This is a genomic window from Paenibacillus sp. NN59 (assembly GCF_057597225.1).
This window is the reverse complement of sequence record NZ_CP199678.1, coordinates 13976-36257: the sequence shown is the minus strand read 5'-3', so window position 1 is coordinate 36257 and position 22282 is coordinate 13976. Positions and strand designations below refer to the sequence as shown.

Here is a 22282-nt window from a genome sequence, read left to right as displayed (position 1 = left end):
AACATATTATATCAAAATGGGGCTGTCAAGTCATTTGTATTCCACATCTATGGGGAAAAAGCGGGGTGATTCCTGAGAATTGCCCCGCTCTCCAATCTGGATGAACCTGATTATGATTTGCGCGCTGCTTGCTCAGCCATTTGAATCGCTCGTTTCACCATGTTACCGGCATCCTTGGCTTTAATTCCGCCCCAGCCTTCCTGCTGAACGGTATCATAGAAGCCCAGGTCCTTCGCCAGCTCGTACTTCAGTTCCTCCGACATGACACTTCTTCTTCTCCGACTCATGAACCATCCTCCTCCATATCTTATTCAAGACACAATGAGTCCCTTCAATTCGGGATTGTTCATCCCCAAGCCCCAAGTCCTGGTATAACATCCCCGTCTTAACAGAGAGCTTTCCCAGGACCTGTCCACATAGTATGCCGCCTGCATTCCGTAGTCATTCCTGCATACAAAAAAGCGACCCACCTATAGGTGAATCGCCCGTAAACCAATGCTTACGTTTCCATGTTGTAAGAGCTAGTCTCACTGCCCGGCTCAAAGACCATGACTTCCACAGACTCCGTAAGTATATCCGCATAGCTGTATGATACTCGCTTGAAGGTTTCTTGTTCCTCATCAAGCTTTACAATAAAAACAGAAGGGTACGTTTCTTCCAATACACCCGTACGCTCAATCGTCTTACGGCGGCCACCATTAGCCCGCAGCGTGATTTTCTGACCAATATGTGCATCGAGATTGCGTTTGATATCCAACAGCGTATTTTTAGCCATTGTGGACGTCCACCTCTTTTCTTGTCCATTATACTGTATTTTACAGTCATTGTCAAATCAAAGCTAAATATTATATCAGCACTAAAAAGTCGTTGTCAATGAATTTTTTCGCAAAATAAAAAAGCCCTTTTCAGGGCCTTTTTCGAATCGCAATGTGAACTTCACATGACTTCATTATTGTACTGCCACATGAATAAATCATACTGCGGATGGATTCACTTTTAGCGTAGACAGATCATTAAGTCCCGGCAATCCTACCCGGTAACTTCCCTTCGTTTCCACACCGCCTACACCTTGAATGCCGCTAATCGTGTTATGCAGTATATCATTCATGTTCAAGGTATCACGAACAGACGTGAAGGAAGCCTTAGCAGCCACGTAGACCGGATCAAGTGCATGAATGAGAATTCGCCCTGGCGAACTAGCAAAGTTCGCACCCGCACGCAGCAGTGCTTCAAAGTGAGACTGGCATGCTCCTGCAATAATCGTCAGCGCATCCAGATGACGCTCGTATTGCCTTGCAACTTGAATAGCCGAGACAAAGTTTTGCGAATTCTTATAGCTCCCCAGACTGTAGAGGTCATAGGGCTGGCGTGTCTTTAACACACCATCATGACCCGTGATCACAACGATATCCGGACGAACTTTGGGTAGCAGACGATATAACGTATCAGCCATCGCTGACTCATGTACATACTGCCCTTCTGCAGGAACACGAAGCTGTTCATACAGATTCATACTTTTCTTCAGATAATTCGGGTCGCCATCCAAATGCAGTACCTTACCTGGCATTTCAAAATAGGCGGGTTCTTGCTGTGCAGTCCATTCTTGCATCAGGCCTTCCCGATTACGCTCAGCCTGCTCCATGCGATTCTGCTGCAAGCGTGAGAGCGTCTGATGAGCTTTAATATGTGCCTGGCGTGTCTTAGCGCTCTGTGGTTCATAAGGAACCTGTATCAAATCGTTCACCGGGGAGTCTGCCAGCAACCGGAACTCAGTCCCTTTAATGACCGCAGCGTCCGACTGGAGTCCTTCTACCCGGAAAGTCACATCGCCGCCGTATGACTTCCGAACGACCAAGTCTCCGATATTCATCACCATTATCACCTCTACCCCATCGTATGGGCAGAGACCCGGATTGGTTCATTGAAATTAAAGCTCGCCGCGAACCCCAGCTTCCCACATTACGGTGCTAAGGGTTGCATACTCCTGTAGACTCAATGTCTCACCACGCCGTGAAGGTTGAATACCTGCCTGCTCTAACAGGATGTCTGCCTGTTCTCTGTTCTCCTTGGTGAAGAAACGAGCTTTGAGATTATTGGAGATTGTTTTTCTCCGCTGGGCAAAAGAAGCCTGTACCACCTCGAAATAGTGTGCTTCGTTCGGAACCTGTACTGGTGGGTGCTCACGCACCTTCAGTTTAATTACCGCCGACTCTACATTAGGCTGTGGGATAAATACAGTAGGCGGCACCACACAGACCAGTTCGGGCATACTGTAATACTGCACGGCGATGCTTAGGCTACCATAATCTTTGGAACCTGGTGCAGCCGCCATGCGTTCGGCTACTTCCTTCTGTATCATGACCACAATGCTATCCACTGGCAACTTTTCCTCCAAAAGCTTCATCATGATCGGAGTCGTTACATAATAGGGCAAGTTCGCTACTACACTTACCTTATCAACGGAGGCAAAGTCCGTGGCAAATAGTTCTGCCAAATCCAGCTTGAGTACATCTCCATGGTGAACGCGCACGTTAGGGTATGGTTCCATCACTTCTCCAAGAATCGGTAACAGGCGCTGGTCAATCTCAACCGCTGTAACAGGACCCGCTATACGCGCAAGACGCTCTGTAAGTGCTCCGATACCCGGACCAATCTCCAGCGCTCCCTTGGACTCGTCCAAATCAGCCGCGCCTACGATTTTGTTCAAAATATTTTGATCGATCAAGAAGTTCTGACCCAGACTTTTTTTGAAAGAGAATCCATGCTTTTGAATAATTTCTTTGGTACGTTTGGGTGTTGCTATTTCAATGGTTTGCTCCATATCCTTCATATGCTCACATTCCTTCACGTTCGATTTGCGCTAATGCAGTGGAGAACTCTTCTCTTGTAATCTGAAATACACTCAGCCGTTTATGGAACTGCTTGCCGTTACAATACCCGATACCAAGCAGATTACCCATCTCCATACGTCGTGCGGCTGCTTGCGGGTGTATGATCAATCCTGCTTCAATGAGGTCCTCCCAATCGATTAGACTAGGTGCGCCCTCATAGGATGTGTGTACGCGAGCAAGTGCATGACGAATAGCTTCCGGTGAAGCATTCTCTACTCCGATATCTCCTTTGCGCGTTGCATCCGCCTCTGGAATGAACGCATGTTTGCAACCAGGAACCTTATTGGCAATAATTTTACGGATACGCTCTCCCGCATGATCCGGATCCGTCAGGATAATGACGCCACGTCTCTCTTGAGCAAGTGCAATTCGCTTCAGAATACGCTGATTAATGGCAGAGCCTCCGGTTTCAATCGTATCCGCTTCGACCGCCCGACGAATCGCTACCGTGTCGTCACGACCCTCCACAACAATCACTTCTTTTATCATGTTCCTTTTCTTCCTTTCTAACGCAAAAAGAAGAGGAATATCCTCTTCTCTGCCAAACGGCGGAGGAGACTGAATTCAGACCCCTCCGCCGCATATTCCGCATGAATCATTCATGCAACTATTTTATAGCATTCCCATTTCAAAGTAAAACGATTTTAGTTCGCTTCCGGCTTAACTGGACCAATCACATAGACCGTTTTGCCTTTTTTACGTCCGAAATTCAGGGCGTGCTTCACACTGTCATAATAAACGTCAATTTTGTTGCCTTTAATAGCGCCGCCTGTATCTTCCGCACGACGGAAGCCGAGGCCCTCAATGTATACCCACCAGCCGATTGGAATGACCTTGGGATCAACTGCAATGGTGCGCCCCTCCGTTACACGAGTACCGGAAGCTGTTTTTGTACCAATACCCGGCTCTTCAGAAGAGTAGGCTGTCATCGATACATTTTTCAAAACTTTAGAGTATTTAAAAGAATTCCCGGAGACCGTAATCACCTTGCTGCCCGAGGCAGATGTTTTCTTCGAGTTCGTTGTTACAGCTTTTTTGGTCGTCGAAGTTTTGGCAGATACCAATTGAACCTCAGGTTCCTTCACAACCGGTTTAGCTTTCGTACCTACCGCAATCACTTTATCTACACGATTGGTGGCAACCGTTTTACCTACCACTTTTTTGGAGACGAGTTCTCCATCTTGAAATACCTTTTCGATATGTTGCACAATTGTGCCTTCCTTGCCTTTCACTACAACACGGTTATCTCCTTGGAACAAACTTGGGTCTGCCGTTTTCACAACCTTGTAAGCAATCGGTTGTTTCACATCCACTGTATGCTTTGTTACACGCACTACACGAATCTTCATATCCGCTTTAATTGCGGTTCCGAGCGCTGGATACACTTTATCATGATCTTCAACTTGAATACCTGATTGCTGAATTACACCCTGTACCGATGAATCGGTTGTATAAAGAGTCTTGGTGTCTCCGTCTGCCGTGATTTTAACTGGAACGGCCCGCTCAATAACGATTCGGTCTCCGTCTGTAATCGCCCCATTCATGGGCATGGATACCTTGTCGTGAGGGCTGACTGTGATTGACTGCTCCTCCAGCATTTCCTGAAGCATTCCTGTACGAGTCTCTACCACTTGAGCTTTGCCGTCAATAACCAGTGAAACCTGCTTCCCGGCCTGACCGTAAACGACTAACAAGATCATGATTGCAAGCGCAATTGAGAATATCGCGATCAATGCCATTTGACGCAAGTTCTCATGCTTCCACCGCAACGCGAAAGACTTACTGGATGATCGTGACTCATGGGTCTCTTCTGGTTGGAATATGCCCACTTCTCCGTCCTCCTTCATAGCCTCGCCGTCTAAAGTAATGCATGATGTCTTTGACGCGACTATAACAATTTTTCTACAGAACACAGATCAGAGATAATGACCGGTTCTGCACCATGAACCCCTCTTCGCAACATGATGTCATCCTCCTGAATACATACCGTATGATGACAATATTTCTTTTATTCAAAACAAAAAAAGCCAAAGAAAGAGTGTAAGAGACCCTTTCGTGGCTTCCGAATGATTTTGAATATCGGAAATTCATGCACGAGGTTGCCTCTCTTTTTCCGCTTGCGAGGTTAGCTGTCGGGTTCGGGCGAAAGAGAGCCGCCCTATCTTAGGTCACCCGCTCATGGCGGACGCCCTTGAATTCACCCCGAGACCCAAAGAAGAAATCAAATACGGCTTCGCAGAACATTCCGCTGCTTTTGGGTCAGCGAACGATGCGCACCGGCTAGAATCACCGATGTTTAAGCCCTATTGGTTCCCCCGCTCTCCGTTAACGGAGACTCAGCGAGATTGATTCATGAAAGTAATGTTGTCTCATCGGAAAGTGTCCCTTTGTTCATCCCCCGAACATCTGTCCAATTTTCCGCGCAACAATTCACTGAAAAGATGATATCCTGTTTTGATGCATGTTGTAAAGCACGGATCAAGTACGTTTTTCTAAATATTTGGTTAAAATATTGTAATATTCTGCAATTATTCGAAACAAAGAGCAAATTACCTCTCTGTATCTCCCTTTTTCACCCGATTTACTCGTTTTCTTATCGAATCCCAAATCGTTCCATGGCATTTTTGGTGGTAATTGCAGCAATTTCCTCTACCGAAATGCCTTTAATTTCCGCAGCTACTTCAGCAACCAGACGTACATGCGCTGTCTCATTTCGTTTTCCACGATAAGGATGCGGTGTAAGATACGGGGAGTCCGTTTCTAAGAAAAATCGATCCATCGGAACCTTGGCGAGCACCTCTTTCGGTTGCTTGGCATTTTTGAAAGTGACCGGTCCTCCGAAGGACAGATGGAACCCTAAATCCAGACACATTTTCGCCGTTTCCCAGCTACCAGAGAAAGAATGCATCACACCTCCAACCTCACCAGCCTTCTCCTCACGTAAAATACGCACAATGTCCTCATGAGCATCCCGATTATGGATGACGATAGGCATACTCAATTCACGTGCCAATGCAATTTGTTGTCGTAATACGCGGTGCTGTACCTCCTTAGGGGAAGTGTCCCAATGATAGTCTAGACCGATTTCGCCAATTGCTACCACTTTCTCATGTTTGCACAATGATGCAATCCATTCGAGATCTCCCTCTTGCATCGTAATGGCATCCACCGGGTGCCAGCCTACAGCTGCGTGGATAAAATCATACGTTTCGGCCAGTTTGATCGTTGTTGGAATCGTCTCCCGATTAAAGCCGATATTAATCATGCGAGTAACTCCGGCCTGAACGGCCCGTTTAATCATGTCCTCTCGGTCTTCGTCGAATTGTGGTGCATCCAGATGAGTATGTGTGTCGAATAACATGCTTTCTCGTTCTCCCTTCATGTCGAAAGTCAAATGCCGATGATTTTTTCATGGGAACTCCTCTTATTCTTGTACAGGAATTCTTGCGTTTGAATTTCAAATTTATTTTTTTGCATCATTAAATGATTGGGACAAGCATCAATTTCAGTATTTTCAGTTTTAGCACTCAAGCTACTATATATAGAAGGAAAATAAAAAGTCAAATCAACATCTTGCAAGAAAAGGCGTTAGAAACTGTATAATTACTCACTCGAATTACAAAATTATGTCGATCTACACATCCTCCCCATTAAAGCAGATTACTGTATCATGTAAAATAGCTCTCTTAGAAAGTCTTTTGATATCAAAATGTTTCACCCTGCTGCATCGACTCAAGCTTATAGAAAATAGGGGCGTATATGGGACGGTAATTCATGAAGGATGGCATCCACCTTGTTTTGCGGATAGTACAGATGATGTTTGCCCAGATGAAGTCCACTGATGGAACGAACAATATCAGAAACTTCTGACAGCTCATGCAACTTGTCCTGCCGATCGAGCAGAAGAATTTGCTTATCTGTGGATTGATCTGGACGAAACACATCATACGGATTATCCGTCGGAAAATCAATTTCAAGATCGTACTCGGGATTCAATCCTGCTTGTACAAATGCTTCCCGAATCTCTTCAATGATGTCCAAGTCGATCTGTTCAAGTTCCACATACTTATATAACCTGCGATCCATAAAACGTTCGCACAACTCGCTTAGAACAGAATCGTCCTCCTTACGCCACTGCATAAAGGCTGTTTGAATTAACGATTCATCAAGCTGCAGATATTCATGAACTGAAATTTCTCCTTCAAACAGTTTGGGCAGTGGCTCTACCATGAAACGGTATGGAAAGCCTTGCTTCACAAGTTCTTTTGCCCGCTTAAAGATTTGTCGCAATATAATCTCGGAGCTACGCGTCACAGGATGGAAGTAAATCTGCCAATACATCTGGTATCGTGACATCAGATAGTCTTCCACAGCATGCATACCAGACTCTTTAACTACAATTCGTCCATGAAATGGACGCAGCATGCGCAGAATACGATCCAAGTCGATCGTGCCATAATTAACTCCTGTAAAGTAGGCATCCCTGAGCAAGTAATCCATTCGGTCTGCATCAAGCGGACTGGTTACCAGGTTCACGACAATCGGTTTATCATACGTCTTCTGGATAACGGAAGCCACTTTTTCATCAAAATCAGGAGCATACCGTCTTAGAATCGCCCCTACTTCGGTATCACCCTTGATAATGCGGCATGTCCAATCCTCATGATTCATGTCAAAAGCCTCTTCAATTGAATGAGAGAATGGTCCATGTCCGAGATCATGAAGTAAGGCGGCGCACAACGTCACCAGCTTTTCTTCCTTGGGCCAGTCCGAATAGTGGCTACGTTCAAACTGAGAGATGATTTTTCGGGTAATTTCGTATACACCTAACGAATGGGAGAACCGACTGTGCTCTGCCCCGTGAAAAGTAAGATAAGATGTCCCTAATTGACGAATGCGGCGTAGCCTCTGAAATTCAGGTGTATTGATCAATTGCCATATAATCGGTTCTTGCACATGAATATAATTATGTACCGGATCTTTAAATACTTTTTCTTCCGTCAAACGATGTTCCATTTCGATTCACTCCTTATAAATTGTTCTCTTGCCATAAAGAATAGCGCGTCCAGCTTCAATTTTCACCAACAATTCGACATGTAATGACGAATTTTGTCGAATAAAGCACTTTTGTCGTTTTCCAAATCGACAAAGCTGACATGAGTGTTTAAATACGAAAAATTGCTTTCAATCCCTTACCACCAGCAAACTTAAGAAAAACACCCTTTATTTTAAGCTAATTTTAAGGTTGACTGTTTTGGGAATCGTTGGTATGATGGGTATCATAAAACATAAAATAATGTCGAATAATGACAATGATAGTTAGCTGAGAGGAGCACTGATTATAATGATGAAATCAACAGGTATTGTAAGAAAAGTGGATGAACTGGGACGGGTAGTTATTCCAATCGAATTGCGTCGTACACTCGGTATTGGCGAAAAAGATGCTTTGGAAATCTACGTTGATGGTGAGCGCATCATGCTCAAAAAATACGAGCCAGCTTGTATCTTCTGTGGTAACGCTGAGAACGTAACTTACTTCAAAGGTAAAATCGTTTGTAACGAATGTATTTCTGAAATCCCTGCACCTGTAGCAAAATAAGAAAAACAAGTATACTGGAATTATTCAAATCGTTAATTCTAACCTTTTTATATTTCCTTATCGCCTTCCTGGTGTAATATCACCTTGGAAGGTTTTTTTCTAACTTTAAGAGCAGACACATATCTTTCACATTTTGGTGTGCTGCTCTTTTTACATTTTAAGGTTATATTAAGCTTGGTTTTAATCTCTCTTTAAGGTAATTACAACTAAATTTGGTATTTTCAAAATTTTAGACTACCCAATTAACGCATTATATACGTCCCGTTTTGCCAAACCTCGATCTACTGCTGTTTTTTTCATCGCATCTTTACGACTGTTTCCTTCATTTTCATAGTGTTCCACGTGTTCTTCCAGCGACAAAACCTGCCACCAAGCTTCCCGTTCAGCCTTACGTTCCTCTTCCCTGATTCCTTCAACCAACAAACAATATTCACCTAGAGGCGGGTGCTCTTCGAGCCACTCTATGCATTCCTTCAGACTACCTCTAACAAATTCCTCATGCCGTTTGGTCAACTCACGAGCCAGTACAATGGAACGTTCGCCCAAAATTTCCTCCAGATGCATTAACGTTTTACGAATCCGGTGAGGGGACTCATAGAAAAGCAACGTACCATTGGACTCATTGAAAGCTTCCAGCACCTTACGTATGTCCTTTTTCTCTCGTGGCAAAAAACCACCAAAGGTAAACCTTTCCGTAGGTAATCCGGATACGATCAGTGCAGATAATGCTGCATTCGGACCAGGAATCGGTATGACCGTAATTCCGGCTTCAATTGCAAGCTTTACCAGATCAGAACCTGGGTCAGAAATAGCCGGTAAACCGGCATCGCTTACCAGTGCCAAATTTTTTCCTTCTATTATATAGCGTATCAGTTCAGGGCCACTTGCCCCCTTATTGTGCTCATGATAGCTGAACAACATTGAAGGTGTAATCTCAAAATGAGTGAGCAACTTTCGCGTCTGACGAGTATCTTCAGCGGCAATAATATCGCAGGCCTGTAACGTCTTGATGGCCCGGAAGGTCATATCCTCCAGGTTTCCAATCGGTGTCCCAACCAGATATAACTTACCTGCATGTTCGGCCTGCTCATTAAAGCTTTTCTGCACTTGTAAAGACATCTAGTTTCCTCCTTCCTTCGAGCGTTCAACATCCTGCTGACCATAGTAGATCTCCATAATCTCATCACAGTAGCTTCCCTGTTCATTGTAAACAATAAGTGGCGGCAACATGCGTACCTCCGGCTTGCCATCTTTCATCGCTTCAATTAACACCATGTTCGCTTCCAGATGAGCACGCGGGTGCACCATACGAATACGTTTGGGTTCCAGCTTGTATTCGCGCATTAATGATATGATCTCACCTAGGCGTTGCGGTCTATGAACCATGGATACTTTGCCACCATTACGCACAAGACGACTGCATGCCTGGATGACTTCCTCAAGGGTACATCCGATTTCGTGACGTGCCATAGCCTGATGGGTGTTCATCTTGAGGTCACTTCCATTCAGCGGCATGTACGGGGGATTCACCGTAATGGCATCATATACTGCATGTCCTGTTTCTTTAACCAATTCGCGCAAATCTCCCTCACGAATATGGATGGACTCACCCAATTCATTCAGCTGCACACTCCGGCGTGCCATATCGGCCAATCTGGGCTGGATCTCAATGCCTTCCAGGCTTGCCTGTGTACGTGTTGTCAGTAATATAGGCACGACCCCATTTCCTGTGCACAAATCCAGAACACGTCCTCTTTTGGGCACAGAAGCAAATCGGGCCAGCAATACAGCATCCATAGAAAAACTGAACACTTCATCACTTTGAATAATTCGCAAATTATGAGAAAGCAGATCATCGACCCGCTCCGATTCCTTTAAAATTACTTCTTGGTCTGTCATAGGGTACTCTCATCCTCCGGTACGTTAAACGTTTATAACCTTGAAAAAAAACCGTAGGGAATCCCTACGGTCACTTCATTTATTCAAAAAAGACAGGCAGAACAGACAATCGCCTTCCGTCCGCAAGTGTCCATAATAGACATTGCAGATATGGAATCCTTCATGATACAGCCGAGCCAGGTTGTCATAACCCTCGCCCACTACATCTTCACCTGGAGCTGGACCCGCAGGTCTTGCGACAGGAGCAAGAGCAGATGAGATCGGCAGATCTGCTGGCGCTTCACGCTTAAGCAGTTTGCGTAACTGCTCATTTTCGATGGTAAGCCGCTGATTATCTTCCAGCAACTCTTTCACAATCATTTTTAATTCTGCTAAATCACCGTGCAACTGACCCATTTGGGTTTCCATTTCATGAATGTGCGTAAACAGATTTTTCTTTTCCAAGTTTCCACCCCGAAGCAACCTTTATGGTTTACTTGATAACGACGTCATCCAGCGGAAGTTCTTTGACTTTACTGATGTCGAACAGTTGAACATGCACCGTGCGGTTACCGGCATTAATTCCGACAACTTTGCCTTCACCCATTGAGGTGACGACCAGTTTGCCTACAGCTGGCAACTCTTCTCTCACGCTCTCGTAATTATCATGCTCAAATTTCAGACAGCACATAAGTCTTCCGCACAACCCTGAAATTTTCGTCGGATTCAGTGACAGGCTCTGATCTTTAGCCATCTTGATAGACACAGGCTCAAAATCTCCCAGCCAAGAGGAGCAACACAACACACGGCCGCAAGGCCCTATTCCACCAAGCATTTTTGCTTCGTCGCGAACACCAATCTGTCTCAGTTCAATTCGTGTCCGGAAGATGCTTGCCAGGTCCTTGACCAACTCGCGGAAATCGACTCTGCCCTCTGCTGTAAAATAAAAAATAATTTTATTGCGATCAAACGTGAATTCTACATCGACCAGCTTCATTTTGAGGCCATGGTCTCTGATTTTATTTAAACAAGTGCCGAATGCTTCTTTGGCTGCACGCTTGTTCTCATCCACCACACGGGCATCTGTATCGCCTGCAACGCGGATAACCTTTTTGAGCGGCAAAACCACATCAGCCTCGCCCACTTCCTTCTTGCCCACGACAACCTTACCATACTCAACCCCTCGCGCCGTTTCCACGATCACGCAGTTTTCTTTCTCAATGGGAAGGTCCAGGGGATCGAAGTAATAAATTTTGCCCGCCTTTTTGAAACGGACACCCACTACACTGTACAAAAAATTAACCCCCTTGTAAGCCAACCCCACTTCGTCTGAAGCCCTGACTTCTTATGGAACCCGCCGAAGTTATAACCGTTTGCATAGGATTGGAACTCACGCGATCCTCCACTCTTATGCCAAACCGATCAAAAATTGCTCCAGACAAAGCTGGCCATTGACATTAAAACGCAATTTTTTTCTGCATGCCGCGGCCAAATCCATATAGGAGACCCACTGCTCTGTGCTGCGGGTATGTGCCAACTGAGACAGCATGTCTAACTGATCTATAAAAACGATATGTTCATGCCTACCATACTGAACATACAGCATGTCCCTAAACCACAAATGGAACAAACTAAGCAGCATGTCCAGGTGTTCCGAGAGTCCTGTTTTGAAAAGCTTCTGCTGTGCCGAGATCAAAGATGTACTTCCTCTGCCCAGGGACTCCTTCCCTAATTGTAACATTACGTTTCTAATTTCTGCAAACCAATTCTGCTGGAGAATTTCTCTACATGCTTCCAATCCTGACGCTAAATGGACGGCAGACCGTGCAAGATTCGCAGGATAACCTTCCTCGATCAACGATTGAAGCATTTCCTCCGGATTCAGTGCACTGAACGGCACCATCTGAGAACGTGAGCGAATGGTAGGCAACATGGCTTGTCCATTATCTGTAATCAGAATTCCAACCGCCGGAACTTGAGGTTCCTCCAGAAACTTCAACAAGCTGTTTGCCGCTTGAACCGTCATTTTCTCAGCTTGCTCTATAATATATACTTTGGGATGTCCCGCCTCTGAACGGTAAGAGAAAATGCGTTGCAAATCCCGAATCTGATCTATTTTAATGTTATTTCCATCCGGCGCAAGCATCGTCAGGTCTGGATGGTTTCCATGTTCTACTTTGCGGCATTCAAGACATTGCCCGCAAGCGTCATCCTCAAGCTCTGTGCAGAAGATTGCCTTGGCAAACGCCATTGCTGTCTGTAACTGCCCACTTCCAGATGGACCGCTAAACAAATATGCATGACTGATGGCCTGACGTCTCAAACTGCTCTGTAACAATTGCTTGGCTGCCTGCTGACCCATAATCTGTTGAAAGGACATACTTCCTCCTCAGAAGCTTAAATTAATAAGCATTCCCCGAATTTCTCCTACTTGTTGCAAAAGAGAGATTTTCCCCTCTTCTGTATCCAGTAATTCATCTGCCATAGATAACAGAGCAGAGTCAATCTCATCAATAAGCTTATATCGTTTACCCCTGCCCCGGCGATCCCAACCCCTTGTCTCTTTCATAGATACACCACGGCGGACCGTCTCTTCCAGAAATCTTTTGACAAGCTGTTTATATGCTTTCAGTTCACGAATCGTCATGGATCGAGCCAAACGATCACCCTGAAGCTGGATTTCGCTTAATCGGCGGTTGAGCTCTGCTTGGGAAGCACGTTCTCCCTGGTGATTCATCATATCAGAGAAGTTTTTGGATTGAACCGGCTTTGAGCCTGAATCATTCGTATTGATTCCAGTCTGTAGCGGTCTGAATCCAGGATTGATTTTCATGGACACGCCTGCTTTCTATCATCGTTAGGCCAATCGCACATCAGCACAGAGCGCATTGCGCCTGTGCGTAAGATGGACCTTATAGGTTGAGATATACTGTATATATAATGGTAGAAAGATAGTCTTATCTACGATTGTATTCTAAGTCGCCTCTCCCAGAAGAAGCATATTATTTCGGAATAAAGTCTCCTTTGGGAGAGAGTGTGCCGGTTCTTGTCATCAAGAAGGGCGCTCCATAAGTGGCACGTATGCATACCGGATACGTCCTTTTACATCCTTCGTTATCATCATGCAAGATGCAGTCATGCTATCGATAAATGAAAAACACTCATGGAGTTCATCTGCGAAACCGGATTAGAAATGCTCGAAACGATCTACTGGAAGAACAAATACAGTTGCTCCACCAACTTGGACCTCAACAGGCAGCGGCAGGTAAGAGTCGGTCGTTCCGCTCATCGGTGTAACCGGAGTTACAAGCTGTTCACGAACCTTACAGCTGCTGCGAATGACATTCATAACGGATTCGACTTGACTATCATCGACACCGATCATAAACGTCGTGTTGCCTGCCTTCAAAAATCCACCGGTACTGGCAAGCTTGGTTGCCCGAAAATTCGCTTTGACCAATGCGCTGGATAATCGGTTGCTGTCTTTATCCTGTATAATCGCAACAATCAGTTTCATCCTGCATAACCTCCTTTATAATAAGCACTTCTAACAACATGCCCTGTCTATATATTAGACAATTACTCGTCAAAATCCTTCAAAATCCCGGCTTCTAGCGACAAAATCATCGCTTTCTCTACCTCATCCGGGGCCTGTGAAGCATCAATAACTTGGATACGCTCCGGAAACTGTTTCTGAAGCAAGAAGTAAGCTTCACGTACTTTGCGATGGAATTCCAGGTTCTCCAGATCAAGACGATTGACTTCACGACCATCATGAGCTTCAATTCGGCCAAGCCCCTGTTCTGGCTCAATGTCCAGATAAAGTGTCATGTCCGGCATCAGATCTCCAATGGCAAAACGATTGATTGCCCATACATTCTCAATTCCGAGGCCTCGAGCATACCCTTGATAGGCCAGGCTACTATCTACAAACCGATCACAAATCACGGTTTTGCCAGCTTCCAGTGCAGGCTCTACCTTCTCCGCCAGATGCTGACTGCGTGCCGCAGCATAGAGCAGTGCTTCGGTTCGTGCATCCATCGCCGTATGAAGAGGATCGAGGATGATACTACGTATTTTTTCTGCAATCTCAATTCCGCCAGGCTCTCTTGTGACTACGTAGGGTATACCCCGTTTTTCAAAATACGAACCGATCCTGCCGATCATCGTTGTTTTCCCCGATCCCTCTCCTCCTTCCAGCGTAATGAATTTACCTCTGCCCTGCATATGCTTCCCTGCTTTCTGTATTCATTGCTGCATCCATTCATGGCTATTATGCATGTGCCTAGACCCTCTTGCTTCAAGATATGATTTCCTTCGCCCAGAGGTGTCTTGTTAAACAACTGCATTTAATAACACAAAAATAAACCAAGCTAGTTTTTCTTTCTATCATACTATAAGGTGGCTTTTCCTCCAACATGAAACGTTAGTCCTTTTTCAACCATACGACTTAGTTTCAAGCCCCCCCTTGTCATGAAGCAGGGCACTGCTCGCTGGGAGCTACAAGATTACTTTTTCTATGACTCAGGTTTCATGACTTTTATTTTCTGATACATATGATCTGAGATCCCCTGAAATTTGGCTCCTCCATCGCGTAGAATTCGAATTCGCTCAGCAATCTTTGAACTTATTCGCTCGCCGGGATACACCAGTGGAATACCTGGAGGATATGGAATAACCATCTCCGCCGACCGATATCCTGCGCAGTCTTCGATTGGAACTACGATCGTATCCCTCTCTATTATCGGTTGCAGGGAGAAAGCAACAGGCTCTGATAAGCGTTCATGATCTTCTATAATGTTCCACGTGGAAACATAGATTGGAGGATCAGTCTGAGTTTGAGAAGCCGTCCTAACAGGCGCAGTTGACTCCAGTGAATGCTCTAGCTTGTAGGCAACGTTAATATGCCGTAAAGCCTGTAACACATGCTCCGCATCCTGCAATGTGGAGCCAAGACTGAAGAGCAGGACGACGTACCGTTCGTCGCTCATCTCTGGCACGCAGCCGCAAGCTTCCAGCTGTTGCTGCAGCCCATAACCGCTCAGTATCCCTGTGTCGTCATATATGAGGACCTTGAATGGGTCCTGAGCGGTGTATCCTTGGCGGCCAGGCAGCGCCGTCGGATTTTCATTGCCGTAGGCCGGCTCCTGTTGCAGCGAATCCGCAGGCTGCAACAACTGGAAGCGCGGTAGCTCCGCGAGACCGCGCTTCAATGCCTTCACGGCAGCAAGCCCTGCCGTGAAGGCATCGGCGCCGTGCACATGCAATAGCCGGCGCGATAGATCAAGCGAAGCCATCACCGGGTAGGATGGGCTTGAGCTTTGCACCATGGCCAGACGTTGCTGAAGCAGGGGCCGATTCAATCTCGGCCCCTGAATGTGCAACATGGCTCCCATGGTGAATGCGGCCAGCATCTTATGCGTCGACTGCACTACACCGTCCGCTCCGCAGGACAGTGCAGACACAGGCAGCTCCGGATGCTGCCCATAATGGGCGCCATGCGCTTCATCCACGAGTAGTGGCATGCTTGCCTCGTGGCAAACCTCGACAATGGGCGTCAGATCCGCACCCATGCCATAATAATTTGGCAACGTGACAAATACACCCTTTGCCTCAGGATACATCTGGACAGCAGCCTGAACCGTCTCAATGGACGGCATGACAGCAAGTCCAGATTCAGGGTCAACCCACGGCTCCAGAAATACTGCCCTTGCGCCAGCTAACATCAGTCCATGAATAACCGATTTATGTACGTTACGCTGCACCAGCACAATACTGCCTGGCTCATCACAGATCGTTAGTAATAAAGACAGGTTGCCTGCTGTACTTCCTCCAACTAGAAAGAAACTTTCCTCTGCACCAAAACAATCCGCCGCCAAGTCCTGTGCTTCCTTGATCACTCCCTCAGGATGGTGAAGATCATCCGTACCCGTAATCTCCGTAACATCCATCTCCATCATGTCCAGATAAGCACGTACGGGTACAACATGTCTGGATTGATCTGTATCCTTCAAGGAATAATCTGCCGAAAAAACAGTCTGTTCTCCCTCTTTTACATTTTCCTCCTGTCTCCTTTGTTCTCTTCCTAAAATATCCCCGGTTTCTGTATGATCTACTATCCCTTTTTGCAGAGCATCTTCTGTCCCCTCGGATTGATTCATCCATTGATGATAGACTTGTCCATTTTTATGTCCTGGCACATGAAATGAACGCTGCTTCGAATCACGATATGCGAGCAATGCTTCATATAATGGAGCCCTTTTTTTTCCTACACCTGATGTATTATGTTCATTCATAAGATATCCATCCTGTAACTGTTATTTTCGTAAAACATGCATCTCCATTCTTTATTTCAGCATACGCTTTCTGCACAAGTCAGACAAGGTAGTCCCCTCTCCAACAAAAAAAGGCCTCTCGGGCCCCTATATAATCATTCATATTGATCATATAAATTTCTAACTTCACAGTGAAGCATATAACGTCCTTTAAGCGTTCTTTTGCACCCAAATCTGTTTCATCTGATGAATAAAAAAGTTATACTTCGCATCCTGGGCATCGGTGTGAACCATCTCTGCTTCACAAGCATCACATATGAATTCAGATACAATAAAAATGCCTTCTCTCTTCCGTTGCTCGCAAATGATACATGTGTGTTCGGCATGTTCTTCCATGAACCATCCCACCTTGTTTTACGTTTACTATCAGTATTGCACAGTTTCTATTATTTTAAACATTTTCATAGTGCTTTCTTTCTATAAAATATATATATTCGCCTATCCCTTAATAGGTGTCTGTACAGAAAATATACATAGTACTGTCCCAAGTCACGTTTATTCTTGACCCTGCAACCTCTCCCGCTTCCATGAAACAACAAGGGATTTCTTCATGCAGATTCAAACTGATTCAAACTACGATATAATAACCTTAAAAAAACTTGGAATTTCAGCCGATATATAAGATATGATAACGATAACAAAATCTTTCTGCGACAATAATTATTTCATCAACACCTTTATCTTTCCATACATATGTATACACCAATCTATCACGTACTCGTAAATTTGAAGGAGGATTTAAAATCGTATGATCGCCGAACCGGAGAATAAGGCAACCTTTTATCAGTATCGCCTTCTGAAAAAAAAAGCTATCGCTCGTAGCGTTATATACAGCTACCTGTGTCTACCTGTTATCATGCTCATCTTTAATCTGCTTGCCTTCTCCTGGAACGGCCTCTTCTTCTTTTTACTGGCAGGGCCGATTACCGTCTGGATCCATTATGTCATTGCCAGAACTATATTGTTACTCGTTCGCACCTCGTATGCCAAGCGTTGGCACTGGAACTTGCGTATGCCTTGGTTTGGATATATACCAGATCAGCACTTTAGTTACCGCATGTTTGTCCGAGTTCACCTGAATATGAGCTGGATTGGATTGTGTATCATTACCGTGTGCATGCTATGGTCTCCAGTCTCATTCACGCTTTCCCTTATATTCTGGCATCTGTGGTTACTCGGACCTCGCTTATACGTAATACTCATTCTATCTCGTGGACGTAAAGACGGTCTTATTAAATTAAATGATCAAGATGTCTCTTATTACTTACAGTAAAAAATAGTTCTATTCGTTGTCCTTCTCTGAAAAGGTTATCCACAGTGGATAACCTTTTTATTCTCTCCTCTCTTCTATCCACAAATATAAGTGTGTTCATCCTTATCCATTTTGAATGATTACTCAGCTCCGCTAACTCACTCGAGCCTTCAATATAACTTATATCTAACAAAATTCGCATGTACTGGAATCTTTCAACTTGTAGTAACACAAAAAAAGCCCTCATCGTATTGATGAGAACTTCACTTTATAAGAACATCACAATGTTAACTCGTACGCTTTCAAACAATACGTTAGTTCTCTTCTTCCAGTGACTTTACTGTCGTCTGGGTCGTTTCATTTCTGGGAACCATTAACGTAAACGAACCATCATGCACAGCCAACTGTACAATATGGCCATCCTTTGAGAAAACATGAACGTTACTTGAAGCATTCGATGAACGCTTTGCTTGCCTTTCTGTCCAACCCCAACTTTTAATCTCGTTAAGATATACCTCAGGCAAACTTGTGCTTTCACTGATTCCAGACAACGTATATCGAACATAATCCATATCCGAATTGTTTTCGGACTGGTCAGATTTATTTGCTACTTTGGGTACAGGGAAACTCTTTTCGTTAACTGCACCTTCATATGAGATCCATACAGATCCTGAAGCTTCACCGCATCCTGCAAGAACAATTACCAGACAAAGCAACAGAAGCGAGTGGAGTCCAACTCTCCGCCAACTTAACACACACACCCTCCTTTTCACAGCTGCACAATCCAGCTCTTCGGTCAGGTACTTTTAGCATATTTAACATAGTCCTATTATACTGGTTTTATCCCTGCCATCCGTAACAAAAATGTTACCTTCCCATAACGAAGCTGTCAGAGCTTTACGCTTTGATAGGAGCTATCTCTTATACTTTCATATAAATGAACAAAATAAAAACCACCACCGAACATCATCGGCAGTGGTTCTTTGCTTGGCGGCGTCCTACTCTCCCAGGACCCTGCGGTCCAAGTACCATCGGCGCTAGAGGGCTTAACGGTCGTGTTCGGGATGGGTACGTGTGGAACCCCTCCGCCATCGCCACCAAACGCGATTGGTCGAAGCATAGCTTCTTCCATATCAATCAGAACTGAAAATCATACACACATTCCGTGATGTACCGATTTTCACTTCATTCAGAGTGTTGTTCTCTGAAAACTAGATTCGAAACGAAACGCACGCGATCAAAACTTGCTATTGGATAAGCCCTCGACCGATTAGTACTGGTCAGCTCCATGCATTACTGCACTTCCACCCCCAGCCTATCTACCTCGTCGTCTTCAAGGGGTCTTACATACTGGGAAATCTCATCTTGAGGGGGGCTTCACGCTTAGATGCTTTCAGCGCTTATCCCGTCCGTACATAGCTACCCAGCGGTGCTCCTGGCGGAACAACTGGTACACCAGCGGTACGTCCATCCCGGTCCTCTCGTACTAAGGACAGCTCCTCTCAAATTTCCTACGCCCACGACAGATAGGGACCGAACTGTCTCACGACGTTCTGAACCCAGCTCGCGTACCGCTTTAATGGGCGAACAGCCCAACCCTTGGGACCTACTTCAGCCCCAGGATGCGATGAGCCGACATCGAGGTGCCAAACCTCCCCGTCGATGTGGACTCTTGGGGGAGATAAGCCTGTTATCCCCAGGGTAGCTTTTATCCGTTGAGCGATGGCCCTTCCATGCGGTACCACCGGATCACTAAGCCCGACTTTCGTCCCTGCTCGACTTGTAGGTCTCGCAGTCAAGCTCCCTTATGCCTTTGCACTCTTCGAATGATTTCCAACCATTCTGAGGGAACCTTTGGGCGCCTCCGTTACTCTTTAGGAGGCGACCGCCCCAGTCAAACTGCCCACCTGACACTGTCCCCGCACCGGTTTACGGTACCAGGTTAGAACCTAGATACGATCAGGGTGGTATCCCAACGGTGCCTCCACGCAAGCTGGCGCTCACGCTTCAAAGGCTCCCACCTATCCTGTACAGATCGTACCCAAATTCAATATCAAGCTGCAGTAAAGCTCCATGGGGTCTTTCCGTCTTGTCGCGGGTAACCTGCATCTTCACAGGTATTAAAATTTCACCGGATCTCTCGTTGAGACAGCGCCCAAGTCGTTACGCCATTCGTGCGGGTCAGAATTTACCTGACAAGGAATTTCGCTACCTTAGGACCGTTATAGTTACGGCCGCCGTTTACTGGGGCTTCGGTTCACAGCTTCGGGATTACTCCCTAACCACTCCCCTTAACCTTCCAGCACCGGGCAGGCGTCAGCCCGTATACTTCGCCTTACGGCTTCGCACAGACCTGTGTTTTTGCTAAACAGTCGCTTGGGCCTTTTCACTGCGGCCCCCTCGTGCTATTCACACTACCGGGGCACCCCTTCTCCCGAAGTTACGGGGTCATTTTGCCGAGTTCCTTAACGAGAGTTCTTCCGCGCGCCTTAGAATTCTCTTCTCGCCTACCTGTGTCGGTTTGCGGTACGGGCACCTTCATCTGGCTAGAGGCTTTTCTTGGCAGTGTGAGATCATGACCTTCGCTACTGTAATTTTCACTCCCCATCACAGCTCAGCCTTACGGTTAGCGGATTTGCCTACTAACCAGCCTTACTGCTTGGACAGGCATCCATCAGCCTGCGTCACTACCCTACTGCGTCCCCCCATCGCTCGTAACGATTTACGGTGGTACAGGAATTTCGACCTGTTGTCCTTCGACTACGCCTTTCGGCCTCGCCTTAGGTCCCGACTTACCCTGAGCGGACGAGCCTTCCTCAGGAACCCTTAGGCTTTCGGCGGATCAGATTCTCACTGATCTTTTCGTTACTCATACCGGCATTCTCACTTGTATAATGTCCAGCGCTCCTTACGGTACACCTTCAACCCTTATACAACGCTCCCCTACCCCTGATGCAAGCATCAAGCCATAGCTTCGGTGGTGTGTTTAGCCCCGTTACATTTTCGGCGCAGAGTCACTCGACCAGTGAGCTATTACGCACTCTTTCAATGGTGGCTGCTTCTAAGCCAACATCCTGGTTGTCTGTGCAACTCCACATCCTTTCCCACTTAACACACACTTGGGGACCTTAGCTGATGGTCTGGGCTGTTTCCCTTTTGACAATGGATCTTAGCACTCACTGTCTGACTCCCGGAAGTAAGTCTATGGCATTCGGAGTTTGACTGAGCTTGGTAACCCTTGCGGGCCCCGCACCCAATCAGTGCTCTACCTCCACGACTCTGTTTTCCGAGGCTAGCCCTAAAGCTATTTCGGGGAGAACCAGCTATCTCCGAGTTCGATTGGAATTTCTCCGCTACCCCCACCTCATCCCCGCATTTTTCAACATGCGTGGGTTCGGGCCTCCAGTGCGTGTTACCGCACCTTCACCCTGGACAGGGGTAGATCACCCGGTTTCGGGTCTACGTCCACGTACTATAGTCGCCCTATTCAGACTCGCTTTCGCTGCGGCTCCGGCTCTTCACCTTAACCTTGCACGGGAACGTAACTCGCCGGTTCATTCTACAAAAGGCACGCCATCACCCCTAAAACGGGCTCTGACTTTTTGTAAGCACACGGTTTCAGGTTCTATTTCACTCCCCTTCCGGGGTGCTTTTCACCTTTCCCTCACGGTACTGCTTCACTATCGGTCGCTAGGAAGTATTTAGCCTTGGCAGATGGTCCTGCCGGATTCATACGGGGTTTCACGTGCCCCGCACTACTCGGGATCCGTCTCGGAGGGAACAGACTTTCAATTACAGGGCTTTTACCTTCTTTGGCGGGCCTTTCCAGACCTCTTCGCTTAACCGGTTCCTTTGTAACTCCATGTGAGACGTCCCACAACCCCAAAGAGCAAGCTCTTTGGTTTGGGCTTCTCCGCGTTCGCTCGCCGCTACTGACGGAATCACTATTGTTTTCTCTTCCTCAGGGTACTTAGATGTTTCAGTTCCCCTGGTATGCCTCTACTTGCCCTATGTATTCAGACAAGAGTAACTGGAAATTACCCCAGCTGGGTTTCCCCATTCGGACATCCCCGGATCAAAGCTTGCTTACAGCTCCCCGAGGCAGTTTCGTTGTTCGCCACGTCCTTCATCGGCTCCTAGCGCCTAGGCATCCTCCGTGTGCTCTTAGTAGCTTAACCATTGCGCTCGTGTTCGAGCTGTCACTTCCCTTGGTTTGCTTGCGCAAAGCCAAAAGTCGTTCCATTTCGATCACTCGCTCCAGCAATCTACCTTATAAAACACTTCACTTGTTTACACAAGATCAGCTTAAAGGAATGTTCTAATTCGC

The 22282-nt window shown here is 46.1% G+C and carries 21 protein-coding genes, 2 rRNA genes and 1 riboswitch; of the genes, 2 read left to right on the top strand and 21 right to left on the bottom strand.

From position 1 onward, the window contains the following. Positions 1 to 110: 110 nt before the first annotated feature. The 8 genes from ACT89M_RS00165 to ACT89M_RS00130 form a co-directional block, all read right to left on the bottom strand. Entirely contained in the window at positions 111 to 287 is a 177-nt protein-coding gene (locus tag ACT89M_RS00165) for a small, acid-soluble spore protein, alpha/beta type (protein WP_090924606.1), read from the bottom strand. 212 nt (positions 288 to 499) lie between these two features. After that, positions 500 to 775: a biofilm formation stimulator Veg gene (veg, locus tag ACT89M_RS00160; RefSeq protein WP_154892094.1), complete on the bottom strand. Its 276-nt coding sequence runs from the start codon at positions 773 to 775 to the stop codon at positions 500 to 502. A gap of 198 nt (positions 776 to 973) precedes the next feature. Beyond that, positions 974 to 1870: a sporulation peptidase YabG gene (gene yabG / locus ACT89M_RS00155; RefSeq protein WP_090924604.1), complete on the bottom strand. Its 897-nt coding sequence runs from the start codon at positions 1868 to 1870 to the stop codon at positions 974 to 976. Between the two features lie 57 nt (positions 1871 to 1927). Next, positions 1928 to 2830: a 16S rRNA (adenine(1518)-N(6)/adenine(1519)-N(6))-dimethyltransferase RsmA gene (rsmA, locus tag ACT89M_RS00150; RefSeq protein ID WP_373323338.1), complete on the bottom strand. Its 903-nt coding sequence runs from the start codon at positions 2828 to 2830 to the stop codon at positions 1928 to 1930. Positions 2831 to 2834: 4 nt separating this feature from the next. After that, the gene (gene rnmV, locus ACT89M_RS00145; protein ID WP_090924602.1) at positions 2835 to 3380 is read right to left on the bottom strand and encodes a ribonuclease M5; all 546 of its coding nucleotides are present in this window, start codon (positions 3378 to 3380) and stop codon (positions 2835 to 2837) included. Between the two features lie 155 nt (positions 3381 to 3535). Further along, the gene (locus tag ACT89M_RS00140; RefSeq protein WP_090924601.1) at positions 3536 to 4720 is read right to left on the bottom strand and encodes a resuscitation-promoting factor; all 1185 of its coding nucleotides are present in this window, start codon (positions 4718 to 4720) and stop codon (positions 3536 to 3538) included. Positions 4721 to 4989: 269 nt separating this feature from the next. Further along, positions 4990 to 5243: riboswitch (cyclic di-AMP (ydaO/yuaA leader) on the bottom strand. A 241-nt stretch (positions 5244 to 5484) separates the two neighbouring features. Continuing rightward, the gene (locus tag ACT89M_RS00135; RefSeq protein WP_154892095.1) at positions 5485 to 6252 is read right to left on the bottom strand and encodes a TatD family hydrolase; all 768 of its coding nucleotides are present in this window, start codon (positions 6250 to 6252) and stop codon (positions 5485 to 5487) included. 377 nt (positions 6253 to 6629) lie between these two features. Continuing rightward, the gene (locus ACT89M_RS00130) at positions 6630 to 7907 is read right to left on the bottom strand and encodes an HD domain-containing protein (protein ID WP_154892096.1); all 1278 of its coding nucleotides are present in this window, start codon (positions 7905 to 7907) and stop codon (positions 6630 to 6632) included. 328 nt (positions 7908 to 8235) lie between these two features. On the opposite strand from ACT89M_RS00130, the gene ACT89M_RS00125 reads away from it, so the two are divergent. Next, on the top strand, positions 8236 to 8490 hold the full coding sequence (locus ACT89M_RS00125) for an AbrB/MazE/SpoVT family DNA-binding domain-containing protein (RefSeq protein WP_017691383.1): 255 nt from the start codon (positions 8236 to 8238) through the stop codon (positions 8488 to 8490). Between the two features lie 234 nt (positions 8491 to 8724). Here the strand turns inward: ACT89M_RS00125 and rsmI are convergent, their stop codons facing one another. The 10 genes from rsmI to ACT89M_RS00075 all read right to left on the bottom strand — a co-directional run bounded on the left by rsmI (position 8725) and on the right by ACT89M_RS00075 (position 17039). Further along, positions 8725 to 9609, bottom strand: coding sequence for a 16S rRNA (cytidine(1402)-2'-O)-methyltransferase (gene rsmI / locus ACT89M_RS00120; protein ID WP_154892097.1), 885 nt, complete (start codon positions 9607 to 9609; stop codon positions 8725 to 8727). Next, complete coding sequence (locus ACT89M_RS00115) at positions 9610 to 10389, bottom strand: tRNA1(Val) (adenine(37)-N6)-methyltransferase (protein ID WP_154892098.1); 780 nt, start codon at positions 10387 to 10389, stop codon at positions 9610 to 9612. Positions 10390 to 10464: 75 nt separating this feature from the next. Then, positions 10465 to 10833 carry an initiation-control protein YabA gene (locus tag ACT89M_RS00110; RefSeq protein ID WP_090924596.1) on the bottom strand — a complete coding sequence of 123 codons (369 nt, stop codon included), beginning with the start codon at positions 10831 to 10833 and terminating at the stop codon, positions 10465 to 10467. A 28-nt stretch (positions 10834 to 10861) separates the two neighbouring features. Next, positions 10862 to 11662: a PSP1 domain-containing protein gene (locus ACT89M_RS00105; RefSeq protein WP_090924595.1), complete on the bottom strand. Its 801-nt coding sequence runs from the start codon at positions 11660 to 11662 to the stop codon at positions 10862 to 10864. A gap of 114 nt (positions 11663 to 11776) precedes the next feature. After that, on the bottom strand, positions 11777 to 12748 hold the full coding sequence (gene holB, locus ACT89M_RS00100; protein ID WP_090924594.1) for a DNA polymerase III subunit delta': 972 nt from the start codon (positions 12746 to 12748) through the stop codon (positions 11777 to 11779). A 9-nt stretch (positions 12749 to 12757) separates the two neighbouring features. Further along, complete coding sequence (locus tag ACT89M_RS00095; RefSeq protein WP_090924593.1) at positions 12758 to 13201, bottom strand: YaaR family protein; 444 nt, start codon at positions 13199 to 13201, stop codon at positions 12758 to 12760. Positions 13202 to 13555: 354 nt separating this feature from the next. Beyond that, positions 13556 to 13885: a cyclic-di-AMP receptor gene (locus ACT89M_RS00090; RefSeq protein WP_047914178.1), complete on the bottom strand. Its 330-nt coding sequence runs from the start codon at positions 13883 to 13885 to the stop codon at positions 13556 to 13558. A 62-nt stretch (positions 13886 to 13947) separates the two neighbouring features. After that, the gene (tmk, locus tag ACT89M_RS00085) at positions 13948 to 14595 is read right to left on the bottom strand and encodes a dTMP kinase (RefSeq protein WP_154892099.1); all 648 of its coding nucleotides are present in this window, start codon (positions 14593 to 14595) and stop codon (positions 13948 to 13950) included. A 290-nt stretch (positions 14596 to 14885) separates the two neighbouring features. Next, positions 14886 to 16664: an aminotransferase class I/II-fold pyridoxal phosphate-dependent enzyme gene (locus tag ACT89M_RS00080; RefSeq protein ID WP_308723513.1), complete on the bottom strand. Its 1779-nt coding sequence runs from the start codon at positions 16662 to 16664 to the stop codon at positions 14886 to 14888. Positions 16665 to 16853: 189 nt separating this feature from the next. Beyond that, the gene (locus ACT89M_RS00075) at positions 16854 to 17039 is read right to left on the bottom strand and encodes a sigma factor G inhibitor Gin (RefSeq protein WP_090924590.1); all 186 of its coding nucleotides are present in this window, start codon (positions 17037 to 17039) and stop codon (positions 16854 to 16856) included. Between the two features lie 412 nt (positions 17040 to 17451). Between ACT89M_RS00075 and ACT89M_RS00070 the strand changes: the two genes are divergently transcribed. Then, positions 17452 to 17976: a hypothetical protein gene (locus tag ACT89M_RS00070; RefSeq protein ID WP_090924589.1), complete on the top strand. Its 525-nt coding sequence runs from the start codon at positions 17452 to 17454 to the stop codon at positions 17974 to 17976. Between the two features lie 293 nt (positions 17977 to 18269). On the opposite strand, the gene ACT89M_RS00065 is transcribed toward ACT89M_RS00070, so the two are convergent. The 3 genes from ACT89M_RS00065 to ACT89M_RS00055 form a co-directional block, all read right to left on the bottom strand. Then, on the bottom strand, positions 18270 to 18710 hold the full coding sequence (locus ACT89M_RS00065) for a hypothetical protein (protein WP_090924588.1): 441 nt from the start codon (positions 18708 to 18710) through the stop codon (positions 18270 to 18272). Positions 18711 to 18940: 230 nt separating this feature from the next. Continuing rightward, positions 18941 to 19057 (bottom strand): 5S ribosomal RNA (gene rrf / locus ACT89M_RS00060). Between the two features lie 148 nt (positions 19058 to 19205). Further along, a 23S ribosomal RNA gene (locus ACT89M_RS00055) occupies positions 19206 to 22133 on the bottom strand. Between the last annotated feature and the right edge of the window lie 149 nt (positions 22134 to 22282).